The following is a 16,827-nucleotide window of genomic DNA, read 5'->3' on the forward strand; positions in this document are numbered from 1 at the left end:
GACCGGCACACCACTTCTTGAACAGGATGCCTTGTCATGGAAACGCATGAAATCTACCGTGGGCGATTGATCGACCATCTGCATCTGGTGGTGCGCGACCTGACGGCGTCGCGCAGGTTCTATGAAGCCGTGTTCGGCGTGCTCGGCATCCCGCTGGGCGGCAGCGGCGACGATCATTTCTGGGCCGACGAGCTGTTCGTCTCGACGCCGGAGAGCGACGCCGCCCAGGGCCAATTGACCGGGCGCCACCACCTGGCGTTCCAGGCGCGCGACCGCGCCATGGTGGAAGCCTTCCACCAGGCGGCGCTCGCCGCCGGCGGCGTCGACAACGGCGCGCCGGGCGAACGGCCGTATCACCCGGGCTATTACGGCGCCTTCGTGCTCGACCCGGACGGCAACAATATCGAAGCGGTGTACCACGGCCCCGCGACCTTCAGCGCGCACGAAATCCGCGTCACGTTCTGAGGCCGGCTGCCTTGCGGCGCCTGCGCATCACCCAAGCTGGCTGTCGCGCCACGCGCGCAGACGGCGCGCCAGCCCGGCGCTGGCATGTACGTCGAGCTTGCGGCAGAAGTGGGCGCGCGAGGCGCGCAGGCGCGCGAAGTCGCTCTCGTCGAGGATCTTCGGATTGCGCGCGTGCTGGTCGGGCCAGTCGACGTAGCGAAAGTTATCCGGCACCACGCGCGCGGCGAAGGTCGAATGCATCACCAGGGTCTGGAAGAACAGTTCGTCGGGGCAGCGCACGGTGCGGCAAAAGCGCAGCAGGCGCGGGTGGGCGTCGGCCAGGCGCAGCAATTCGCGCAGGCAGTCGCGCGACAGCGTCCACCAGGCCGAGCCGCCATAGGGCGCCAGGCCGTCGGGAAAGCGCCGCGTGCGCCCTAGCAGGCGCAACACGCCGTTGGCCAGCCGGCAGGCCAGCTGCGCGAGCGGGCCGCCGCCCTCGCAATGAAAATACTGGTAGCGCCGCATCACGCGCCAGCCGTGGGGGGCGATCGGCGCGACTTCGATCAGTTCGCTGCCCTGCAGCCGCGCCAGCTCACGCTTGAGACGGGCGTTGGGCAGCAGCGGCACATCCTGGCCCGATAAAAACACCAGCTTGTCGAACTCGGGCGCTTCCTGCAGGATCTGGCGCAGCGAAGCCAGGCTGGCGCGCACCTGCGACAGCGTGCCCCAGCGCACCGCCACCCTCGCCCGCACCGGGCGCGCCGCCGGGTGCAGCAGCGCCGGGTCGAGCGCGCTGTCGCGGTCGAGGTGGACGTAGACCAGGAAATCGGGATCGCACAGCAGCCCGATCAACTCGTTCAACTGGTCGATGTCCTTGTGCGCATGGATCAGGAACACGTGCATGCCGGGCTCCGAGGCCGATCGCTGCGCCGAGTCTAGCACGGCCCCCATGCGCGCCGCGGCGGGCGCCGCGTGCACACGGGATCCACCGCGTTAGCGTCAGTTCAGCGACACGGTCTGGCCGTTCACCGTCACCGTACGCACCGAACCCGAGGCGCCGAACTTCACTTCCGGGCGCTTGCAGCCGACGTCGAGCAGCACCAGGAATTCGGCGGTCGACTTGCCGTCGTTCTTCAGGTAAAAGGCGCCGTTATCTTCGACCACATTGGTCTTGGCGCCCGGACCGATCCACTTGGCGAACGCGGCGTCCGTGTTCAGCGAGCGCAGGCACACCGATTGCGAACCCGCCACCACTTTCACGTTCTGGGCGTTCTCGACCGTCATGATGACCGGGGTGTGCACATTCCATTCGTAGGTGCGGGCCACGGTGCTGGCCAGGCGGTCGCGCACCAGCATCGCGCCGCCGGCGTCGCGCAGGTGCCAGACCTGGCGCCTGGCCATGGTCAACTGGCCGCCATACGACGCCGTCGCGTCGCCTTCCACGTAGTCCTGGCTCGGCTGGGCCGAGAAGCCGGTGATCTTGCCGTTGCGCTGCAGCTGCTCGCGGTAGCCGGTCACCATCTGGCCCTTGCCGCCGTCGAAGGTGATCGCGTTCTGCGAACGGGTCTGGTGGTACCAGTCGCTCCAGTAAGGCGAGCCGTACCAGTCATACCAGCCGGCCTTCACCAGGAGCGGCTGGCCGGCCACCGACAGCAGGATGCCGTTCTGGTCGCCGTGGCTGTGGTTGAACGAGCCGTACGGGCTGGACTTGAAGTACAGCGAGGTGCGGCCGGTGGAACCGATGTCGCTGTGAAAGGCGGCCCAGCCCACGCTCGGGTAATAGGCCGAGTTCGACGGCGGCGCCTTGGCGCTGGTTTCCTTGACCGGCAGCGGATACGGCGCCTGCAGCAGGCTCAGGGTATCTTCGGTGCCGCCCAGGGCGTTGACGTACCAGGCCGCGCGCGGCGACACCATGCGCGAACCGAAGGCGTGCCAGACGCGGGTGTCGGGCTTGGTCTCGGAGCCGTCGCCGAAGGCGTGCACGCGCGAGCCCGGCGGGGTGAACTGGGTCGCGAAGTCGAGCAGGCCCAGCGCCCATGGCTTGGCGTAGAAATTCACGCCTGAGGCTTGCGACATCGGGTCCCACAGCGCCACCAGGTAGCCGGCCGCATACTCGGCGTAGGCGGTGCCATTGGCGTAGCCGCCTTCCGGTCCGCCCCACGGCGACGGCGCGTTGGCGTAGGCGCGGAACGAGAAATCGAACCACTTGCGCGCTTCCGGGATGTCGCCCAGCGCCAGGGTCGAGATCAGGCTCAGGAAGATCAGGCTGGTATTGCCGTGCGAATCGAACGGGTACTGGTCGAGGCGGCCGTTGTCGCCGGCCAGGTTGCCGTAGATTTCCTCGGTGCGCACGCGCACCGTCTCGAGCCAGCGCGCACGGCGCGCGGCGTCGAGGTCGCCGGCCAGGATGTCGACCGACTTGATCAGCGACACCGCGATCTGGCGCGTGGCCTGGTCCTGGTTGGCGTAGCTGGTCGGCCCGGCCGGGTTGAGCGCGGCCAGCTGGTCGCCGCGGCGCAGCGCTTCGGCCAGGAACATCTGGTCGCGCTTCATGCGCCACATCACCACCGCCGCTTCCAGCTGGCGGCTGGCTTCGTTGATGCGCTGGCGGATGTCGGTCTGCTGCGAGGCCATGGCCGCCGTCAGCGGCGCGCTGATCACGATCGGCCAGCGCGCATCGTTCAGCGCCGGCAGCGCATTGATCTGGAGCTTGATTTCGTTGTTCATGCGGCTCACATACGGGTCGAGCTCGGCGCGCCGGGCGCTGCTCCAGGTCGAATACTCGGTGAACGACGGCGGCAGCGAGCGCGGGCGCGGCTTGGACGTGATGCGTGCGCGCAGGGTGGCGTTGTCCGGCACTTCGAACAGGTTCGACTTGCTGGTGATCGCAAAGCTGCGCGGGCTCGACCAGTCGTTGCTGCCGCTCGGGCGCACGCGCCAGGTGTAGTTGCCCAGGGCCAGCGCCTGCGGCGGCAGATACCAGTTGCGGTCGGTGACCACCTTGGTGGTGCCGCCACCGGTCCTGGTGATCTCGAGCTCGTAACTGGCCGGCCCGGTCGCATGGCGCGCCCAGGTGAAGCCGGGCGGATTCTGGGCCTGGACCTGGTTCATGGCAGGGCTCGGCTGGACGATCAGGGGATCAGTAGACTGGGCCCAATCCGCGCGCGCCTGGATGGAGACGAACAGGGCGGCAAATGCCGCAGCGCGAATCAAACCTTGCCGGTTGAAAATCATTGTGAAGCTCCGAAAAACGTGAATTCCTGGGCAATCGCGCCGCGGGTCGGGCGCTTTGAGGGACGTGCTGTCAGCATCGGGGGATGCCTTGCTTGACGTAAACAATGTTACGACAAGAAATTTTGAACAAACACAAATTCCCTACGGAAATCAAAGGTTTTTTCGTGTGCTTCGCAGAAATCCCACGCCAAATAATTAACATTCGCACGATGAGATTTCACACACTTAACAGTGCTGGTCTGTCTGCAAAGACAGCCAGGCAAGTCTGGGCGTCCTACCCCGTATCGGCTGCCGCGTGCAAGGCGCGCATGCGTTTCAAAAAGCGTAGGCAATAGATCGCGAAGGCCAGCGGCGCGCGTGCCAGATAGCGCCGGCGCACCGCGAATTCCTCCTGCCGCGCGGCGATGCGGTTGCGCGACGAGACGCTGCCGGGATGGTCGCGGAATACGGCAAGCGGCCGCGCCAGCACCGCCGGCGTGGATACGGCGGCCAGGCGCAGCCACAGGTCGATGTCCATCGCGTAGCGCAAGCCCTCGTCGAAGGCGCCGACGCGTGCAAACGCGCTGCGCCGCACGAACACGGCCGGATGCGGGATCGCGGCGCGGCCGCTGGCCAGGGCATGGTAGCTGAACCGCGGCATCGGGTATGGCGTGGCCAGCCGGCCATCCTTCAACACGTTGACGGCGCCGAACAGCCATTCGAGTGCCTGGCCGGCGGCGCGCGCCTTCTCGAAACGGGCCGCCACCGCTTGCAGTACGTCGGGCGCGGCGTAGTAGTCGTCCGAATGCAGGTGCGCGACGATCTCGCCGCGCGCCACTGCGATGCCGTGGTTCATGGCGCGCGCGATGCCGCCGCCGACGTCGCGCAGCACGCGCTTGGGGCCGGGATAGGCGGCGATCATGTCCAGCGTGGCGTCGGTGGAGCCGCCGTCGACGAATACGTGCTCGACGTCGCGCAGGGTTTGCGATTGCACCGAGGCCAGGGTGTCGGCGAGGGTGGCGGCGCTGTTCCAGGTGCAGGTGACGATCGAGAAGGCCGGCGACCTTGCCGGGCCGGCTGCGGCTGTCGTGTCATCGGGGTCCGACGCGTTTGCTGCACGCGGCGGATCCGGCGCTTGCGGGATGCCGGACACGTTCGACGGGTTCGTCGACGTGCTGGCCGGCATGTTCGGCGTATTCGCCGCTGTGTCGGTCGGCATCTGCGGCAGGTTCGGGATGGACGGCATGGTCGTGCCGTTCGGCGTGCGGGCGGGGCGGGGTGTGGTCGGCATACAGGTCCAGTAGTCTGGGCAGCAGGACGCCGGCGTCGGCGCCGAAGGTGGGTGGAAGATAGGCACGGCGCGGCTGCTCGTCGAGCCGCTGCGCGGCCAGCGCCGCCAGCCCGGCCATCGAATCGGCCAGGCCGAGCTGGCCGGGAATGCCGGCGTACCGCGCCAGCTCGGGCGTGCCGCCGCGCGCCAGCGCCAGGCAGGGGCGGCCCAGCGCCAGCGCTTCCAGCACGGTGGTGCTGCAGGCTTCCTCGCACACCGAAGGCACGACGCACAGGTGCGCGCGCGCGGCCAGCGCCAGCGTCGCGGGATAGTCCTGCCAGCCGAGGAAGCGTACCTGCCCTCCCCCATGGCGCCGTTCCAGCCCGGCGCGCAGCGGGCCGTCGCCGGCCACGGTCACGCGCGCGTGCGGCGGCAGGCGTGCGCGCGCCGCGTCGAGGAATTCGCCGAAGCCCTTGCCGGCGTCGATCCGCCCCACCAGCAGCAGGTCGCCGCGGCGCGGCGGTGGCGCGGCCAGGGCTGCGGCGCGCAGGCGCGGATAGTCGACCAGGTTGTGGATCACGCGGCAGCGCGACAGGTCGGCACCCGGCACCGCGCGCAGGAACTGGCGCCGCAGGAAGTCCGACACGAACACGGTCTTGTGACGGGCGAAGGCGCGCGCCGTGCCGTCGCGGTAGCCGGCGACGGCAATCGCGGTCACCGCCTTGCGTACGGCGCCGGCGTCGCGCCGGATGCAGGCGGCGCATTCGCCCGGCACCAGGTTGTCGCACACGGCGTCGTCGCGAAAGCGCAGGTGGGTCAGGCATTCGCTGCCCTGGTCGTGGCGGGTCTGGACGTAGTTGATGCCGTCGGCGACGTACAGGCCCACCATCGGCAGGTGGCCGTGGTAATGGACGACATCGACGCCGTGTGCGTGACGCGCGATGGCATGCCCGATCTTGCGTGCGAAATACGGCCGCTTGAGTGGGTTGAAGACGCCCAGCTGCGCTTCCTTCCAGCCCGGATGGGCTCCGTCGAAGCCGGGGATGAATCGGCCGTGGAAGCCGATCTGCCCGGCGCAATCCTGGTGGCCGCGGTCGTTGCGCCCGAGGATCTCGACCCGGTGGCCGGCGGCCAGCAGCCGGTTGGCCAGCGTCACCACGTGCTTGCCCAGGCCGCCGACCTGGGCGCCGGGCAGGTCTTCCGACACCATCAAAATACGCATGCTAGCCTCGCACCGGCTGGCGCCGCGTCTTCAGGCTGCGCCAGGCCTGGAGCCGGTCGTCGCGCTCCAGCACGAACAGGGCGCCGTGCGCGGCCAGCAGCAGCACCGTGGCGCCGAGGATCAGGGCGAAGTCGCGTGCGCCATCGTCGAACAGGGTCTCGGCCGTGGCGGCGGCGAGCGCGACCGGAATGATGCCGGCCGCGGCCGGCGCATAACCGTGCGTGAGCAGGCGCGCCAGCGAGGTCGGCACCGTGCGGCCATGGACGTACAGCAAAAAGGCGCCGCTGAACAGGAGCGAGCCGGCCAGGTGGCCCCAGGCGGCGCCATCGATGCCCCACCCCGCCACGCCGGCAAACACCAGACCCAGCCCGGACAGCGCGCGCGCCATCGCGAACAGGCCCGAGACGCGCGGATGGCCCATGCCGTCGTTCACCAATGACGGCAGGCTGCTGAGCGAATCGACGAACTGCGACAGCGCCATCACGGCCAGCACGGTGGCGCCGTTGCGGGCAAAGTCGGCATCCATCCAGTGCTGCAGGATGCGCTGCGCGAACACCGCCACCAGCACCAGGATCGCCGCGTTCAGGAACACCACGTAGCGGGTCGCCTTCAGGTAGGCCGCATCGAGGCGCTGCAATTCGCCGCGCGCGGCCAGCGCGCTGGCGGCGGGGAAGAATACGCTGGATAAGCGGAAGCTCAGCCCGAGCACGCGGTTGGCGAGCGTGGCCGCGACCGTATACCAGGCCAGCGCGGTGACGCCGGCCAGCGCGCCGATGATCAGCTTGTCGGCATGCGCGTACGACAGCGCGGCGAAGCGCGACAGGAACGACCAGCCCGAAAAGCGCAGCAGCCGCGCGCGCGTCGCCACGCCCGGCCAGCGCCAGCGCAGGGCCGGCAGCAGGCGCCGGATCGCGCGCCACAGCACCAGGCAATGCAGGCCGCTGGCCGCCACCCGCAGCGCGATCACCTCGAACAGGCCATGGCCGAGCATCAGGATGCCGACCGTGGCCAGGGGCACCAGGGCGCCGAACACCATCTCGACCCGGCTCGACACGTCGTAGCGCATCAGCGACTGCGGCACGCTGTTCAGGTAATTCTGCATCTGGCTCAGCAGGAAGCCAAGCGCCGCCAGGCGCAGGGTGGCAACCGCTTCTTCGGTGAGCGCGGGCGGCACCGCGAACACGCCGCTCACCAGCGGGCGCGCGCCGAGGAAGATGCCGGCCGCGCCCAGCAGGCCGATGCCGGCATAGGCGGCCATCCCGAACGAGACGGTCTCGGCGATGCTGTCGTCATCGCGGTGCGCGTTGTGCTCCGCGATGTACTTGACCGAGCCGGCGGTGACGTTGATGTCGATCACGGCGAAATAGCCGACGATCGCCGTCACCAGCGAGTACACGCCGTAGCCGGCCTCGCCCAGGCCGCGCACCACCAGCGGCACGGTGGCCAGCATCACCAGCGCGGGGATCGCGGCCCCGAGCAGGTTGGACCAGGCGTTGCGGGCCAGGCGCAGGTTCATCAGGCCGGCACCAGGTGGGGACGCGCCGCGGAAGGCCTGGCGGCGCACGGCGCCACGGCCGGCGCGGTGACCGCCAGCGCCAGGTAAGGCAGCGCCAGGCACAGGGCCAGCATCTGCGTCGTGCGCACCTGCGGGAAAGGCGTGCCGATCAGGAGGTCGGGAATCATGAACGCCAGGCCGGCGGCGCCCGCCACGCCGAGCGCCAGCACGTCCGGCGGCAGCGTGCGCAGGGTGCGCCGCGCGAACAGCACGAAGGCGCAGATCACGCCCGCCAGCAGCACCGTGCCCGGCAGTCCGGTCTTGAGCGCAATGTGCAGCACGCCGCTGTGCAGGAACAGGCCGCCGTCCTGGTTGTTCTGCCAGGAGATGTACTGGTAGCCGTTGTAGCGGCCCCAGGCGCCGATGCCGGTGAACGGATGGGCCAGGAAATCGGCCAGCGCCAGCTTGAGCTCCAGCAGCCGTTCGCTTTCCGGACCGAAGCGGCGCGACTGCATGTCGTACAGCAGGCTGAGCGCGCCATTGCCCGGTCCGCCCGCCCCCCCCGCCCGCCCCAGGCGCCGCACCGCGACGAAGGCCAGGGCGGCGCCGACCAGCGGCAGGCCGGCCAGCGTCAGTTGCACGCGCCGCCGTGGCGGAAGACGGAACATGATCACGGTTGCCGCCAGCACGAAACCGAACCAGGCGCTGCGCCGGTACGACAGCAGCACGCACAGCGCGGTGGCGCCCAGCGTCAGCCAGGCGATGGTGCGCCACAGCCGGGAACGCTCGGCCGGCTCCAGCTGGAACAGCGTGATCGCGGCGATGGCGAACGCGAGCGTGCACAGCAGGCTGTCGTTGATGTCGAAAAAGGTCAGCCGGATCTGCAGCGCGTTCATGTTCGCGTACACATTATTGGGGTCGCCGCCAAGGACGGCCCAGCGTCCCAGCCCGAACGCGGCGCGCACCAGCCCGGCCAGCAGGATGAAGCGGCTCAGCGCGCGTACCTGCGCGCGGGTGCGGAACGCCAGCAGCATCAGCGAGATGAGCGGCGCCATCCAGACGATGTTGGAAAAGCCGGACGGCGCCAGCGCCTCGGCCACCGGCACATTGGCGAGCACGGCCGCGCCGACGTGGGCCGCCAGCAGCACCGCCCAGGCCAGGAACCAGGGCCGCAGGTTGCAGGCCGGCGCCGGCAGGCGCTGGAAGCCGGCGGCCACGCGCGCGCAGCACCAGGCGCCCAGCACGTACCACAGCACCACGCCGAACAGCAGCAGGCCGGAGCCGCGGCTGTAGATGCTGCGCGAAGCGAACACGGACAGGTTGCCGTAGCTGGTGGAATTGACCCAGAAGAAAACCAGCAGATAGGGATAGACCAGCAAGCGCGGCCAGGCCAGGCCGATGCCGACGCCCAGCACGGCCGCGAGCGACAGGCCGATGACGAACAGCCATGGCAGCGAGTAATAGATGTAAGGCAGGAGATCGTTCATCGTGGCGCGTCCCGGTTCAGACTTGCTTCATGGACGCGCTTGTTTCCGCCGACGGGGGCGGCGATGGTGGCCGTGCTGTGTCTTCTGTGCCTGCTTTGGCTGCTGTGCCTGCTTTGGCTGCTGTGCCTGCTGTGCCTGCTGTGCCTGTTGTGCCTGCTGTGGCTGCTGTGGCTGCCGAGACTGTTCTACCTGCTGGGACTGCTGCCATCCCTGCTCCTCCTGTCTCTTTCGCTTCTCCTATCAGGCGCGCGCGATCGCGTGGCGCCAGCGCCGCCAGCATGTCGGTCACGAAGCGGTCCTGCACGCGCCAGCCGGCGCGGGAGTCGTTGCCGACGGTCGAGACGCGCACCAGCATGCCGTCCGGGACCTCGCCCGACAGGCCATAGGCCAGGCGGCGCAGCTTTTGCCGGATGCCGGTGCGGGTGGCCTTGTCGCCGATGGTGATCCAGTAGGTGATCGGCTCGTTGCGCTCGTGCAGCCGCGCCACCAGGCGCGTGACCGGCACCTGGGCGTAGCGGGTCGGCAGGAGGTCGTCGTCGTCCTGCACCATCTGGAAGCCCTGCGCCACGTAGCAGACCTCGGGCAAATGCAGCTGCAGCGACTTGCTCTGGTCGCCGCCGTAGGCGATCGACAGCATCACGCGCTGGCCGTGCGGATCGATGTAGGTGCGCGACAGGGTCTGGTCATAGATTTTCTCGAGCATGCCCTGCTGCTCGGGATTCGGCGTCAGCGGCACCACGCTCGGGTCGATTGTCCAGGCGCCGAAGCGGGACGGGATCATCTGCTCGAGATTGAACAGCTCGTGCGCCAGCGGCGCGCGCGGCTGCGGCGTCAGCGCGCCGGTGAGCGCCGAGGTCGCCGCCATCGCCACGCCAAGGACGATGCTGACCGCCAGATTGCGGTTCATGGAGGCTGCCTCATCGGCGACGACATGCCCGGCGCGGCGTGTCCGGGCGCGGCGTGTCCGGGCGCGTGCAACCCGGACGCTGTCTTCGCGGCCGCCGCGTGCCCGTGCCCTCTCGTCCCGGATGAGGCCACGCCGGGAGCAACGCCATTGCCACCGCCACCGGTCCCGGCGCCGCGCTTGAGTTTCCACTGCAGCGCCGAATCGACCGCCAGGATCAGCGCCAGCGCGGTCAGGAACAGCACCATGCCGGCAAAGCCGTGCAGGAAACCCTGGCCGGCGGCGTCGCCGAAGTGGTAGGTCACCAGCGTCAGGGTGATCACCCGCACCACATTGGCCGTGAACGAGATCGGGACGATCAGGATCGCCAGGCCAACGTTGCGAAATGCCGAAGGATGGCGCATCAGGTTCAGGTAGAACAGGCCGAGCGCTTCCAGCGTGAGCAGCGTCTGCAGGCCGGCGCAGGCGTCGGCCACCAGCAGCTGGTACTGGCCGATCTGCAGCACCACGCCCGAGCGCGACACGGGATAGCCGGCCGCGAACAGCAGGTGCTCGGTGGCCCAGGACACCGCCATCTTCATCGGCATCGTCACCGCCGCCACCAGCTCGCTCGGCAGCGGCACCATGAACAGCATGAAGAAGAACGGGAACCACAGCACGCGCAGTGCCTTTGCGCCGAACTTGAGCAGCACGATCGCCGCCAGCACCGCCAGGATCGAGCCGACCTCGAACATCAGGATCTTCTGCGAGCGGCCCAGCAGGTGGATCGCCAGGCCGAAGGCCAGCAGCGGCCAGCCGGCCCAGTGCAGGCGCGGCGGATCGCAAGTGGCCTGCACCTGCGGCCACTTGCGCCAGACCAGCCACAGCGCCAGGAAGAAGATGATCGGGCCATGGCCCTGCTCTTCGCCGATCCAGGCGCCGGTGAACAGGCCGTACAGGGTGGGAACGAACAACGCCGCCAGGCCCAGCAGCACCGGCCACCACTCGGGCAATGCCGCGCGCAGCGGCGATAACCTCGTGGCCTGCGCGCCGCTGATGGCGCTGGCGCAGGTCGTAGCGCCGGTGTTGGCAATGGCGCCGGTACTGGCATCGGCGCCGGCATGTGCGCCGGCGCTGGCGCTGCCCGGCTTGCCGGCTTCGGTACGCAGCTTCATGTCAGAACTCCACCACCACCGAGCCGACCACTTCGGCGCCGGCCTCGGGCATCTGCTCGGCCATGCGCTGAATGCTGGCGATGCGGGTGCGGTGCTTGCACGCCACCAGCAGCACCCCGCCGACGCGGCCGGCCACCGCCAGCGCATCGGCGCCGGCGCTGAACGGCGCCAGGTCGTACAGCACGACGTCGTAGCGGCTTTCGAGCTGGGCGTGCAGGTTGCGAAAGCCCTCGCGCGCCAGCAGTTCCTGCGGATTCGGTGGGAGCGTTCCGGCCGGCAGTAGCGACAGGTCGACAAAGGACGGCACGCGCTGGATCACGTCCAGGTCGGCGCGCCCGGCCAGCAGGTCGGACAGCCCCTGGCGCGGCTTGAGCGCGAACATCTCGTGCTGGCGCGGATGGCGCAGGTTGGCGTCCACCAGCAGGGTCTGTTCGCCGAGCTGCGAGAACACCAGCGCCAGATTGGCCGCGAACAGGCCGGCGCCGTCACCGGCTTCGGCGCCCGCGATCGCCAGCGCGCGCCGGCCGCGCGCGAACCAGCGCAGCATCAGCTGGCTGCGGATCGCGCGCAGCGCTTCGACCTGCGGCGCAAATGGCTCATAGGCAGCCACCAGCCGCGGCGACAGGTTGGCTTGCCCGTGCTGCAGATAGGGATAGGCGAACTGGCGCGCCAGCGCCTGCTGGACGTCCTCGTCGCTCACCAGTCCCAGGCGCACGGCGGCTTCGCCGAAGCGCAGGCCCAGCTCCGCCTGGGCGCGCAGCACGTTCTCGGTGTCTTCCGATGTCAGCTTGCCGGCCTCGCGCAGCAGCATGCCCATGCTCGAGTCGGCGCCATGGTCGCGCGCAAAAGCGGAAAGTACGGATGAATTCATGGCACGGTCCCGGCGGTTTTCCTCATGGTCTTCCACATGGTCGTCCTCATGGTCGCCCTGTCAGTTCAGCCGCAGCAGGCGGCGCGGAGCCATCAGGCGCCGCATGCCGCTGCGGCGCACGCGCGGCGCGCCCCATTCGATGGCGCCCAGCACCGGAATGCCGAGCATGTCGCGCACATCGCCGCTGGAGCGCACCGGGCGGTTGACCAGTTCGAGCATCAGCGCCAGGCCGACGCCGAGGATGGTGCCGAGCAGGATCGACACCAGGGTATTGAGCAGCACGCGTGGGCCGGACGGTTCGAGCGGCGCCGTGGCGGGATTCAGCACCGAGATATCGGACTGCTCGGACTGGGCCTCGATGCGGGTCTGCGAGAAGCGTTCGCTGGCCGAATCGTAGGCGCGCTGGGCGCTGTCCAGGTCTTTCAGCATCACGCCCAGCTCGTCGCGGGTACGGTTCAGCTCCAGCACGCGGGTCTTCTGCGCGGCCAGTTCGGCCTGCAGCTCGGCTTCGCGCTGGCGCAGCACGTCGGCATTGGCGCCGACGCTGCGCGTCACCGTGCCCACGGCGGCGCCGAGTTCGGAGCGCAGCTTGGCCACCTCGGCGCTGGCGGACTGGTATTGCGGATGGTTGCGGCCGTAGCGCGAGCTGGCCTCGGCCAGCTTGGCTTCGGCACTGGCCAGCGTCACGCGCAGGTTCTGGATCAGGGCGTTGTTGGCGACGTCGGGGGAGTTGATCGGCGCGCCGGTCGCGGCGCTGCCGGCGGCGCGTTCGCGCGAGCTCGCTTCCATCGCCGCGGCCTGGGCCACCACCAGCTGGGCCGACAGGTCGTTCAGGCGCGACAGCTCGACGTCGACCCGGTTGTTGTCGAGGCTGACGATGCCTTTCTCTTGCTGGTATTTGGACAGGCGCGCCTGGGCCGCCTCGACGTTGTCGCGCAACTGCCTGGTCTGCTCGTTGAAATAGGTCGAGGCGTTCTTGGCCGGCTCGGTCTTGAGCTGCACCGTGGCTTTCTGGTATTCGCCGGCGAAGGCATTTGCCACCGCAGCGGCGAAGGCCGGGTCGGCGCCGTCGAAACTGATCTCGACCACGCTCGACTCGCGCGAGGGCATGATCTGCAGTTTCTTGAGCAGCAGGTCGGCCAGCCAGTCGCGCACCGTGCCCTTGCCTTCGGTGGCTTCCTGGAACTGCCTGATCACGGCCGGACTGGACGCCAGTTGCAGCGCATCGACGACGCGCAGCGCCACGTTCTTGCTACCGATGATGTCCATCTGGGTCGCCATATAGCCCGGCATCAGCTGGCCCGGCATGGTCAGGCCGGTCAGTGGGTCCACGCCCTTGTAGTTGAGCAACACCGAGGCCGTGGCGGTATAGGTCTTTTGCTGGACCAGGCTCCAGCCCAGCGCCAGCAGCACCGTGGCCAGCAGCGTACCCAGGATCAGGCGCTTGCGTGCGAGCAGGATCAGCAGAAATTGGCGGATGTTCATGACACTACTTTCGTTCGTTCATGGATGCCGTGCTGGCCGCATCGGCGATGACGGCGCGGGCACAAGCTGGGCACAAGGTCGGCACACTCGGGCACGCTCTGCAAGCCCCGGCACGACGCGGCGCGAGCGGCCTCATCCGCGGCATTGACAGGCTCGAGGATTACCGTGTGCTGGCGCATGTCAGAACCAGCTCTCGCGCACCACGATCACATCGTCGACCTGGACCGGATCGCTGGCCTTGACCTCGATCGTCACCGGATTGCCGCCGGCATCGCGGCGCGTGATGCGCATGCCGTTATCGCTGCCGCGCGGACTCAGTCCTCCGCCGGCCGAGATCGCCTGCTGGACCGTCATGCCGCGTTCCAGGCGGAAGGCGCCCGGACGCGTCACTTCGCCGGTGACGTAGGCGCGCGGCGCGCGTTCGACGTAGATGATGTCGCCGCCGGCCACCTCGACGTCCTTGTCCAGCTCGCCCCTGCGCACCATGTCGACCACGTCGATGGTCTCGCGCGCGGTGGCGCCGTCACGGGTGCGCACCAGGCTCACCATGTCGCCGCCTTCGCCATGGATGCCGCCGGCCATCGCCAGCAGGTCGAGCACCTTGCGCCGCCCCTCCACCGGATAGCGGCCCGGACGATTCACGTAGCCGAGCACCGAGACCTGCTGGCTGGCCAGTGTCGTCACCAGCATGTTGACCTGGGCTTTCTTGAGATAGCCGCCCTTTTCCAGAAGCCCGCCGATCTTCTTCTCGGCGGCGGCCACCGGCAGCCCGCCCACGGCGACCTCGCCCAGCAGCGGGAAGGTGATGTTGCCGCCCTCGCTGACGCGGGTCTCGAGCGACAGGTCGGGGCTGCCGTACACCGACAGCTTGACGATGTCGCCCGCGCCCAGCAGCACCTCGGCGGCGACCGCCGCGCACATGCCGCCGCCGGCGAACAGCATGAAGGCGGCGCAGGTGATCCACTTTACGAATCGTTTCATGTCTTTCCTCCAGCGTCGGTTGTGTCGCGGGTCTTACCTCAGTCCACCCAGGCCGCGTTCGAGGGCCGCCTTGTCGACGGCGCTGTCGGCGCCATTGCCATGGTCATTGCCGTTGCTGCCGGACCTGGCTGCGGCGCCGCTCGCGTCCGCTTGCGCACCCTGCATGCGCTGGGCGCCCGGCATGCCGCTTGCAGTTTCTCCGGACTCCCGGACCGGCGCCGCTGCCGCCGCAGCAGGCGAAACCGAGACATGCGCGCCCTGCGCGTCCGCACCGCCGGCCGCTGCACCGTCCGCCGGCGCCGTCCGTGCCAGCGCCCCGGGGCCGGCCGCCTTGCCGTCGGGCGCCAGTTCCTTGTTCATGTATTCGATCTTGGCAGCCGCGCGCAAGCGGCCGATCTCGGCCTGCGCCAGTTCGCGGTTCTTGCGGTTGGCCAGGAATTGCGCGATCTGGGGCGCGGCGATCGCCAGCGACACCGGCGCGTCGACCACGTCGGCAACCGACACCAGCAGCGCACGCCCGCCCTCCCTGACGAAGAACATCTGTTCCTTCGGCATCGACAGCAGCTTCGATGCCAGTTGCGGATTCAGGTCGGCCGTGCTGCGCGTGACCTGGGCGCGGCCGTAGCCGATCTTCCTGGCGTCCAGCATCACCGCGACTTCTTCGAGCGAGCCGGCCTTGTCGACGGCCGCGCGCAGCTCGGGCGTCACCGCCGATGCCGGCAGGACCAGCTGCTGCATCGTGAACTGCTTGCGCTCGGTGAAGAACTGCGGGTGCTTCTCGAAATAATCCTGCACCTCGGCCTCGCTCGGACGGCCGGCGTCCCCCACGCGCTTCTGCATATAGGCCTGGGCGATGATCAGTGCGCGGGCGCGGTCGATCGCCTGCATCACCTTGGGGTCGCGGTCGAGCTTTTCCCTGGCCGCCTGTTCCTGCAGCAGCGCGCGGTCGATCAAGGCTTGCAGCAATTGCTTGCTGGCGAGCTGCTGCTGGGCGGCCGGCACGCCGGCGCGCTGGATTTCCTCGTTGAGCTGCAACACCGTGATTTCCTCGCCGTTGACGCTGGCCAGCGCCTGACCGGGCTTGGCCTGGGTCGCCTTGTCGTCGCCACAGCCGGCGAGCGTGGCCCCGGCCAGCAGCAAGGCGGCGCCGGACGCAGACCGGCGCAGGTAGCGCAAACCAGCGCAGAATAGACGGGCGAATGCGCCCTGGAACGCAGGCCAGACGGCACCATCGACGACGCGGTCGACAAGGCGCTGGACAAACACCGGATACAGGATCTTCACGTTCATGTCTCCACGGTGAGTGGACGCCGCTGCGCTTCGCGCGCACCATCCGGATCATGCGCGTCGAGATACGCCGCATAGGTCCGGCGCAATCCTTCCGCCAGCGGCGTGCTGGCGCGCCAGCCGAGCGAGGCCAGCTTCGACACTTCCAGCAGCTTGCGTGGCGTGCCGTCCGGCTTGCTGGCATCGAAGGCGATGCGTCCGGCGTAGCCGACGGTCTCGCCCACCAGCCGTGCCAGTTCGGCGATGGTCACGTCCTGGCCGGTGCCGACGTTGATGTGGGAATGCATCGGATCGGTGTTGGCGGCATAGGTCTCGCGCGGCAGGTTCATCACGTGCACGCTGGCGGCGGCCATGTCGTCGACGTATAAAAATTCGCGCATCGGCTTGCCGCTGCCCCAGATCACCACCTCGGGCGCGGCGTTCAGGCGCGCCTCGTGGAAGCGGCGCAATAGTCCCGGGATCACGTGGCTGTTTTCGGGGTGGTAATTATCGCCCGGACCGTACAGGTTGGTCGGCATCACGCTGCGGTAGTCGGTGCCGTATTGGCGGTTATAGCTTTCGCACAGCTTGATGCCGGCGATCTTGGCCATCGCATACGGCTCGTTGGTCGGTTCCAGCATGCCGTTCATCAGGTACTCTTCGCGGATCGGCTGGGCCGCCAGGCGCGGATAGATGCAAGACGAGCCGAGGAACAGCAGCTTGCGCACGCCGGCGCGCCACGCTTCATGCACGACATTGGCCTGCACCATCATGTTGTCGTAGATGAACTCGGCCGGGTAGCTGTTGTTGGCGTGGATGCCGCCGACCCTGGCCGCCGCCAGGTAGACCTCATCGATGCGTTCGCTGCGAAAGAATGCGCGCACACTGGCCTGGTCGGTCAGTTCCAGCTCGGCATGCGTGCGCGTGACGATCTCGGGTTCGCCGGCGGCATGGTGACCATGCAGGGCGCGCACGATGGCCGAGCCCACCAGGCCACGGTGGCCGGCAACATAGATGCGAGGATGGTTTGCCACG

14 protein-coding genes are annotated in these 16,827 nt (G+C 68.8%); 1 reads left to right on the forward strand and 13 read right to left on the reverse strand.

Translation table 11 applies throughout. The annotated features are described in order from the left end of the window. Positions 1-36: 36 nt before the first annotated feature. On the forward strand, positions 37-465 hold the full coding sequence (locus QPK27_RS06170; protein ID WP_290417328.1) for a VOC family protein: 429 nt from the start codon (positions 37-39) through the stop codon (positions 463-465). A gap of 27 nt (positions 466-492) precedes the next feature. On the opposite strand, the gene QPK27_RS06175 is transcribed toward QPK27_RS06170, so the two are convergent. The 13 genes from QPK27_RS06175 to QPK27_RS06235 all read right to left on the reverse strand — a co-directional run bounded on the left by QPK27_RS06175 (position 493) and on the right by QPK27_RS06235 (position 16,826). Beyond that, positions 493-1,347 (reverse strand): beta-1,6-N-acetylglucosaminyltransferase, encoded by an 855-nt coding sequence (locus QPK27_RS06175; protein WP_290417329.1) that lies wholly within the window; start codon positions 1,345-1,347, stop codon positions 493-495. A gap of 96 nt (positions 1,348-1,443) precedes the next feature. Then, the gene (locus QPK27_RS06180; RefSeq protein ID WP_290417330.1) at positions 1,444-3,555 is read right to left on the reverse strand and encodes a heparinase II/III family protein; all 2,112 of its coding nucleotides are present in this window, start codon (positions 3,553-3,555) and stop codon (positions 1,444-1,446) included. Positions 3,556-3,952: 397 nt separating this feature from the next. After that, positions 3,953-4,810 carry a glycosyltransferase family 2 protein gene (locus tag QPK27_RS06185; protein ID WP_290417331.1) on the reverse strand — a complete coding sequence of 286 codons (858 nt, stop codon included), beginning with the start codon at positions 4,808-4,810 and terminating at the stop codon, positions 3,953-3,955. Beyond that, a complete protein-coding gene (locus QPK27_RS06190) occupies positions 4,749-6,149 on the reverse strand; it encodes a glycosyltransferase family 4 protein (protein ID WP_290417332.1) in 1,401 nt (466 codons plus the stop codon). Before QPK27_RS06190 ends, QPK27_RS06185 begins: the two co-directional genes overlap by 62 nt. A 1-nt stretch (position 6,150) precedes the next feature. Further along, positions 6,151-7,665 carry an oligosaccharide flippase family protein gene (locus tag QPK27_RS06195; RefSeq protein ID WP_290417333.1) on the reverse strand — a complete coding sequence of 505 codons (1,515 nt, stop codon included), beginning with the start codon at positions 7,663-7,665 and terminating at the stop codon, positions 6,151-6,153. Continuing rightward, positions 7,665-9,131, reverse strand: a complete 1,467-nt coding sequence (locus QPK27_RS06200; RefSeq protein WP_290417334.1) for an O-antigen ligase — start codon at positions 9,129-9,131, stop codon at positions 7,665-7,667. The genes QPK27_RS06195 and QPK27_RS06200 overlap by 1 nt, the downstream gene beginning before the upstream one ends. A 16-nt stretch (positions 9,132-9,147) precedes the next feature. Then, complete coding sequence (gene epsI, locus QPK27_RS06205; RefSeq protein WP_290417335.1) at positions 9,148-10,038, reverse strand: exosortase-associated protein EpsI, B-type; 891 nt, start codon at positions 10,036-10,038, stop codon at positions 9,148-9,150. Beyond that, the gene (gene xrtB / locus QPK27_RS06210) at positions 10,035-11,189 is read right to left on the reverse strand and encodes an exosortase B (RefSeq protein WP_290417336.1); all 1,155 of its coding nucleotides are present in this window, start codon (positions 11,187-11,189) and stop codon (positions 10,035-10,037) included. Before xrtB ends, epsI begins: the two co-directional genes overlap by 4 nt. A 1-nt stretch (position 11,190) precedes the next feature. Next, positions 11,191-12,060 (reverse strand): chain length determinant protein tyrosine kinase EpsG, encoded by an 870-nt coding sequence (gene epsG / locus QPK27_RS06215; protein ID WP_290417337.1) that lies wholly within the window; start codon positions 12,058-12,060, stop codon positions 11,191-11,193. 60 nt (positions 12,061-12,120) lie between these two features. Continuing rightward, positions 12,121-13,545 (reverse strand): chain length determinant protein EpsF, encoded by a 1,425-nt coding sequence (gene epsF, locus QPK27_RS06220; protein ID WP_290417338.1) that lies wholly within the window; start codon positions 13,543-13,545, stop codon positions 12,121-12,123. A 180-nt stretch (positions 13,546-13,725) separates the two neighbouring features. After that, entirely contained in the window at positions 13,726-14,526 is an 801-nt protein-coding gene (epsE, locus tag QPK27_RS06225) for a polysaccharide export protein EpsE (protein WP_290417339.1), read from the reverse strand. Positions 14,527-14,559: 33 nt separating this feature from the next. Then, complete coding sequence (locus QPK27_RS06230) at positions 14,560-15,816, reverse strand: EpsD family peptidyl-prolyl cis-trans isomerase (protein WP_290417340.1); 1,257 nt, start codon at positions 15,814-15,816, stop codon at positions 14,560-14,562. After that, entirely contained in the window at positions 15,813-16,826 is a 1,014-nt protein-coding gene (locus QPK27_RS06235; RefSeq protein WP_290417341.1) for a GDP-L-fucose synthase, read from the reverse strand. The genes QPK27_RS06230 and QPK27_RS06235 overlap by 4 nt, the downstream gene beginning before the upstream one ends. Between the last annotated feature and the right edge of the window lies 1 nt (position 16,827).

Source organism: Massilia sp. YIM B02443 (genome assembly GCF_030411955.1).
Lineage (GTDB): Bacteria > Pseudomonadota > Gammaproteobacteria > Burkholderiales > Burkholderiaceae_D > Telluria.

What these genes read in the sequence shown, in the direction of transcription:
- QPK27_RS06170 (WP_290417328.1), top strand. Translation starts at nt 37, where the DNA reads ATGGAAACGCATGAAATCTACCGTGGGCGATTGATCGACCATCTGCAT.
- QPK27_RS06175 (WP_290417329.1), bottom strand. Translation starts at nt 1,347, where the DNA reads ATGCACGTGTTCCTGATCCATGCGCACAAGGACATCGACCAGTTGAAC.
- QPK27_RS06180 (WP_290417330.1), bottom strand. Translation starts at nt 3,555, where the DNA reads ATGAACCAGGTCCAGGCCCAGAATCCGCCCGGCTTCACCTGGGCGCGC.
- QPK27_RS06190 (WP_290417332.1), bottom strand. Translation starts at nt 6,149, where the DNA reads ATGCGTATTTTGATGGTGTCGGAAGACCTGCCCGGCGCCCAGGTCGGC.
- QPK27_RS06195 (WP_290417333.1), bottom strand. Translation starts at nt 7,665, where the DNA reads ATGAACCTGCGCCTGGCCCGCAACGCCTGGTCCAACCTGCTCGGGGCC.
- QPK27_RS06200 (WP_290417334.1), bottom strand. Translation starts at nt 9,131, where the DNA reads ATGAACGATCTCCTGCCTTACATCTATTACTCGCTGCCATGGCTGTTC.
- epsI (WP_290417335.1), bottom strand. Translation starts at nt 10,038, where the DNA reads ATGAACCGCAATCTGGCGGTCAGCATCGTCCTTGGCGTGGCGATGGCG.
- xrtB (WP_290417336.1), bottom strand. Translation starts at nt 11,189, where the DNA reads ATGAAGCTGCGTACCGAAGCCGGCAAGCCGGGCAGCGCCAGCGCCGGC.
- epsG (WP_290417337.1), bottom strand. Translation starts at nt 12,060, where the DNA reads ATGAATTCATCCGTACTTTCCGCTTTTGCGCGCGACCATGGCGCCGAC.
- epsF (WP_290417338.1), bottom strand. Translation starts at nt 13,545, where the DNA reads ATGAACATCCGCCAATTTCTGCTGATCCTGCTCGCACGCAAGCGCCTG.
- epsE (WP_290417339.1), bottom strand. Translation starts at nt 14,526, where the DNA reads ATGAAACGATTCGTAAAGTGGATCACCTGCGCCGCCTTCATGCTGTTC.
- QPK27_RS06230 (WP_290417340.1), bottom strand. Translation starts at nt 15,816, where the DNA reads ATGAACGTGAAGATCCTGTATCCGGTGTTTGTCCAGCGCCTTGTCGAC.